Origin of the sequence: Levilinea saccharolytica, from assembly GCF_001306035.1 — a bacterium.
Taxonomy (GTDB): domain Bacteria; phylum Chloroflexota; class Anaerolineae; order Anaerolineales; family Anaerolineaceae; genus Levilinea; species Levilinea saccharolytica.
In genome coordinates this window covers 1-5,065 of record NZ_LGCM01000056.1, presented here as the reverse complement: position 1 = coordinate 5,065, position 5,065 = coordinate 1, and the positions used below count along the sequence as shown (strand labels likewise).

Genomic DNA, 5,065 nt, shown 5'->3' with positions numbered 1-5,065 from the left:
GATCCTAAAGGCTCATTGGAGGGAGTGGGGGCAGACTGTCCAGGCAGCTGACAGGCGCTGAGGGCAAGCATCACCAGGGCAAACACCAGCGAATGAGAAAAGGGTTTCCAGCGGTCAATCCAGCGATTGGTTTTGTTCATTGCACCTGTTGTGCCGCGCGGCCAGCTTGTGGCCCGTCGCGCAGCCCGTGAGTCGTTAATTGAATTCCCAGTAAAGCGATTATAATCAATTTTAAACCGGCGGACGGGTTCTGCTGCAAATTGAGGAGGTGAAAACCATGGGTATCCGCGGAAAATTGGTGTTGATTGTGCTGGGTCTGGCATTGGTGGCGCTGGTGGTGATTGGCCTGCCGTATCTACTGGTGCGCACCATTCAGCAAACCACGGATCAGGCGATGGCGCCGGTTAACGACGCCAACCAGCAGCTCAAGACGCAGATCTCGCAGTTGATGAACCCCACACCGACCATTTTGCCGGATCCGGTGACGATCATCCGCGAGGTGCGCACCCTGGCGCGCCTGGAGACGATTCAATTCACCGTAGAAAAGCTGATCACCGCCCAAACCGGCCAGGGGGACCTGGGGTTCCTGTTCGGCGATAAACTGCTGTTTGTGGCCCACGGCACGGTCATTGCCGGAGTGGACCTGGGTAAACTGAGCAGCGAGGATCTCAAGGTGCAGGATGGGGTGCTGACGGTACGGCTGCCGGCGGCGGAAGTGTTTGTGGCAACGTTGGATAATGAAAAATCGTATGTATACGACCGCGAAACGGGCCTCTTGACGCGCGGCGACACGAACCTGGAAACCGCCGCGCGCAAGGCAGCCGAACAGGAGATCCTTTCTGCGGCGCTGAAAGACGGCATTTTAAACACCGCTCAACTGAACGCGGAAAGTTATCTGGAGCGCCTGTTTGATAAGCTGGGTTATCCAGAAGTAGTTTTTCTGCCTGCCGCCACCCCGCAGCCTTAGGCGGTCGGCTTTGGGGCAGACAGGGGGCGCAGCAGCCAGGCAGGGTCGCTGTATTTTTCGGCGGACAGGGTCTGGGCGCGCGCCCATTCGTGCGGGCTGAGCGCATCGGGCTGGAAGGACAGGCCCAGGGTCTGACTGAAGGCTTCCTGAAAGGCCTGGGCAGCCTCATCCCAGGAGACGCGGCGGTGCAGGACGGCTTCGAGGGTGGTGGCGCGCTGCAAGAGGCGCTCGGCCGCCCGCGCACGTGCAGCTTCGTCGGGGAAGGCCAGACCCTGGGTGATGCGGGTCAGGTCGCCCACCAGGGGCAGCGAGCCGTGCTGCAATACGCCCTCTTTGCGGCGGGCCTGGGCGCTGCCGACCAGCTTTTTTCCCTCCACGGTGATCTCAAAATTGGACGGAACTTCAAAGCAGACCGGACCGGGACCCGATGGGTTGGGCGCGGGAGATTTTTCTTCGGCGTGGGGCTGAGCGCCCAGAAGCTGCAAAGCGCGCAGAAGGGCCATGGAGAGACGCTGATAGCTTTCCAGCACGCTGCCTGCCACGCGCGGTTCGTCGGGCGGGGCGATGACAGCGTAGGTGAGTTCATCGGTGTGGAGGATGGCGCGCCCACCGGTGGGGCGGCGGACAAACTGCCAGCCGCGCTGCTGGAGGGCCGGCAGATCCAGATCGCTGCCTGGCTGCGCATAGCCGAGAGAAAGACAGGGGGGATCCCAGGCGTAGAGGCGCAGGGTGGGCAGAGACAGGCCTTGGCCGACCGATTCGAGTACGGCCTCATCCACGGCCATGTTCAAAGCGCCGCTGAGCGGGGGGGAAAGCACAAGTCTCCAGTTGGCAGGCTGCATGAGCGAAGAACCTTTCAGGGATGGGATGGGGTCTGGTGAAGTTTATACACGGGGGGATTATACCTGGAAAGTGGGTTTTAAAATCGCTATAATGAAAACATGAGCAGGTCTGCCGGCTTTTTTGCTGGAAGAGGATCGAAGGCTTTCAGCGAAGTTAAATTTTGTGTTAAAAGTATTGACAATAAATTGAATTTTGTTATAATAGTGACATGAAAACGGGGTCAAAACGCGCTGATAAGGCCATTCAAGTCCAAATCGGACTCTATAAAGTTAAGAACCTTAACAAGCACGCAATTATCGATTTGATACGGTTCACCCCGGGTGGGATTTCACGCGTAGAATTGGCCCGGCAGCTGGGCCTGACGCGTGCGGCAGTCACCACCATTGTCAACGACTTACTGGAAAAGAATATTATTTGCGAAGATGAACGTAAATCTGCGGGTGGACGTACACCGATTGTCCTGGAGATCAACCCCAAACGCGGGCGCGTGGTGGGGGTGGATATTGGCGCGACGCATGCCAATATCATCCTGGCGGATTATTCCGCGCGGGTGATCCGGGACCACGAATTTCCCCTGCGGATCGGTGACGGGCCGGAGGCCTGCCTGCAAAAGGTGGACGAGGGTTTACGAGAACTTTTGGCGAAGGAAGGGCTGCAGCTGTCGGACGTTTCGGCGGTGGGGGTGGGCGTTCCGGGGCCGGTGGTGGTAGAAGTTGGGCTGGTGAGCGCGCCGCCGATTATGCCGGGTTGGGATAATTTTCCCATCCGCGACCGGCTGGAAGCCATGTGGGGCTGCCCGGTGACGCTGAACAACGATGCGGAGCTGGGCGCGCTGGGCGAATGGGCCTACGGCGCGGCCCGCGGAGAGAGCAACATCGCCTACATCAAAGTGGGAACGGGTGTGGGGGCCGGGCTGCTTTTAGGCGGGCAGATTTACCGCGGTTCGACTGGCTCGGCGGGTGAGATTGGGCACTTTACCATTGATGAAAACGGACCGCGCTGTTCCTGCGGCAACCGCGGCTGCCTGGAAGCCATGGCGGGTGGGTATGCCATTTCGGCGCGCGCTGTTCAGCAGATTAAGGCCGGTCACCGCACCGTCCTGGCAGAAATTGACCCGATCACGGCCATTACCGCGCGGGATGTGATTTCGGCGGCGCGGCGCGGCGACTTGGTGGCGCAGCATATTGTGATTGACGGCGGGCGGCATTTGGGTACAGCGATTGCCAGCCTGGTCAACCTGATCAACCCAAGCATGGTGATTGTGGGTGGTGGGGTTGCCCAGATTGGGGATCTTTTGTTAGAGCCGATCCGCCAATCGGTGAAAGCCCGCAGCCTGCGCGTGTCATCCAGCGCGGTGCGGGTGACGGAAGCACTGCTCGGACGCAGATCTTCGGGCATGGGAGCAGTGGTTCAAGCGCTGACGATCGTTCTGCATGAACTTGCAGAGGCATGAGTAGGATCGTAAAGGAGGTGATTTCTGGTCACGATTCGGACATGCATAGCTGACTCATTCCTGCCAGAGACATCTGGCACTGAGAAAAAACCGTAAACCAAATTTTGATAGGAGAAAAGAGATGTCTAAGAAGTTCCTCAAAGTTATGAGCATGCTGCTCATCGCCGTGTTCGTTCTGGCGGCCTGCGCTCCCGCTGCGACCCCTGAACCTGCGGCCCCTGCTGAACCCGCGGCTCCCGCCGAACCTGCGGCCCCTGCCGAACCTGCGGCCCCTGCTGCCACCGAAGCCCCCAAAGCGGAACCTGTGAAGATCGTTTTGTGGACGAAGGAAGGCGAGGCGGACGGCGGTTTGCAGTATGTGACCAGCCTGACGGATGCCTTCACGGCGGCCAACCCCGACGTGACCTTCGAAGTTGTGAACAAGGAAATTGAGACCCTGCGCGAAGACTTCCAGACCTCCAGCCTGGCTGGTAACCCCCCGGATCTGCTCTGGACTGTTTCTGACCACGCCGGCCCCTTCACCGCGGCTGACCTGATCCAACCGGTTGATGACCTGGTTGACCTGAGCAAGTTCGTGCCCTCCGTCGCTTTCGACGGCAAGACCTGGGGCGCCCCGATCTCGAGCGGCAATCACCTGATGCTGCTGTACAACAAGGACTTGGTCCCGACTGCCCCTGCGGACACCGAAGAATTCGTGAAAGTGGCCCAGGAACTGACCAAAGACGGCGTGTACGGTTTCGCCTACAACCAGACTGAGCCCTTCTGGCTGGCTCCCTGGTTGGGCGGCTTCGGCGGCGCGGTCTTCGCTGCGGACGGCGTGACCCCCACCCTGAACACCCCCGAAATGACTGCGACCCTGCAGTTCCTGTATGACATCAAATACACCACCCCGATCGTTCCGGCGGAATCGGACTACAACGGCGCTGACACCCTCTTCAAAGAAGGCAAGGCTGCCATGATCGTGAATGGTGACTGGTCGCTGGGCGATTACAAGACCGCTCTGGGTGACAAACTGGGTGTGGCTCCCCTGCCGATGGTCAAATCCACTGGCAAGTACCCCGCGCCTTACACCTCCGGTGTCTACTTCATGGTCCCCAAGTCCCTGGAAGGCGCCAAGTTGGAAGCGGTTAAGAAATTCATGGAATTCACGACCAGTGAAGAGAACCAGATCAACATGGTCAAGACCCTCAGCCGCCTGCCCGCTCTGAAGGTTGCTCTGGAAGACCCGATGATCAAGGACGACCCCATTCTGGCTGGCTCCTCCATGCAGATGAGCTACGGCACCCCCATGCCCGTGGTGCTGGAAATGCGCTGCGTGTGGGATGGTTTGAAGCCCGAAATGCAGGCCGTGCTGGCGAACACCAAGCCGGCTGCCGACGCTGCTGCTGCTGCGCAGACCGCCGCGGAAACCTGCATCAAAACGCTTGAGTAATTGATTAGCTTTGGCCCTGGGGATGGAGTTCGCTCCATCCCCAGGGTTCTTTGTTTTATGCACGAGTGGTGGGTTTCCGCGGTTGATTGTTTCAGAATGCCGGGGTGATCGCTGATGAATCCCATGTTTCGAATTCGTGTATAATGAATTTCAAGAAATACCATTGCAAAACTGTACACCCCTGCATTTTCAAACCATTAACTTGACAATTGAATCATAGCGTTCGTTTGGTTACAGAGTTCTGCCTGCGCTCCCGAACAAACAAGGAGGAACACTCGATGATACCGAATGAAGTTCTCGTCAAGAGCCTGACCGAAGTTGGGACCACGGTGCTGTACGTCCTGATCGGAACGGCGATTCTGGAGGCGGT

4 protein-coding genes are annotated in these 5,065 nt (G+C 58.6%); 3 read left to right on the top strand and 1 reads right to left on the bottom strand.

The window, feature by feature from the left end:
* Positions 1-277 precede the first annotated feature (277 nt).
* Positions 278-967, top strand: coding sequence for a DUF4230 domain-containing protein (locus ADN01_RS15350; protein WP_062418073.1), 690 nt, complete (start codon positions 278-280; stop codon positions 965-967).
* Here ADN01_RS15350 and ADN01_RS15345 read toward each other — a convergent pair.
* On the bottom strand, positions 964-1,809 hold the full coding sequence (locus tag ADN01_RS15345) for a lipoate--protein ligase family protein (protein ID WP_075071260.1): 846 nt from the start codon (positions 1,807-1,809) through the stop codon (positions 964-966). The two genes, ADN01_RS15350 and ADN01_RS15345, sit on opposite strands and share 4 nt — an antisense overlap.
* A 302-nt stretch (positions 1,810-2,111) precedes the next feature.
* Between ADN01_RS15345 and ADN01_RS15340 the strand changes: the two genes are divergently transcribed.
* Together ADN01_RS15340 and ADN01_RS15335 are read left to right on the top strand one after the other, a co-directional pair.
* Positions 2,112-3,263, top strand: a complete 1,152-nt coding sequence (locus ADN01_RS15340) for an ROK family transcriptional regulator (RefSeq protein ID WP_160318448.1) — start codon at positions 2,112-2,114, stop codon at positions 3,261-3,263.
* Positions 3,264-3,384: 121 nt separating this feature from the next.
* Positions 3,385-4,695, top strand: a complete 1,311-nt coding sequence (locus ADN01_RS15335; protein WP_201778693.1) for an extracellular solute-binding protein — start codon at positions 3,385-3,387, stop codon at positions 4,693-4,695.
* The last annotated feature ends 370 nt before the right edge of the window (positions 4,696-5,065 follow it).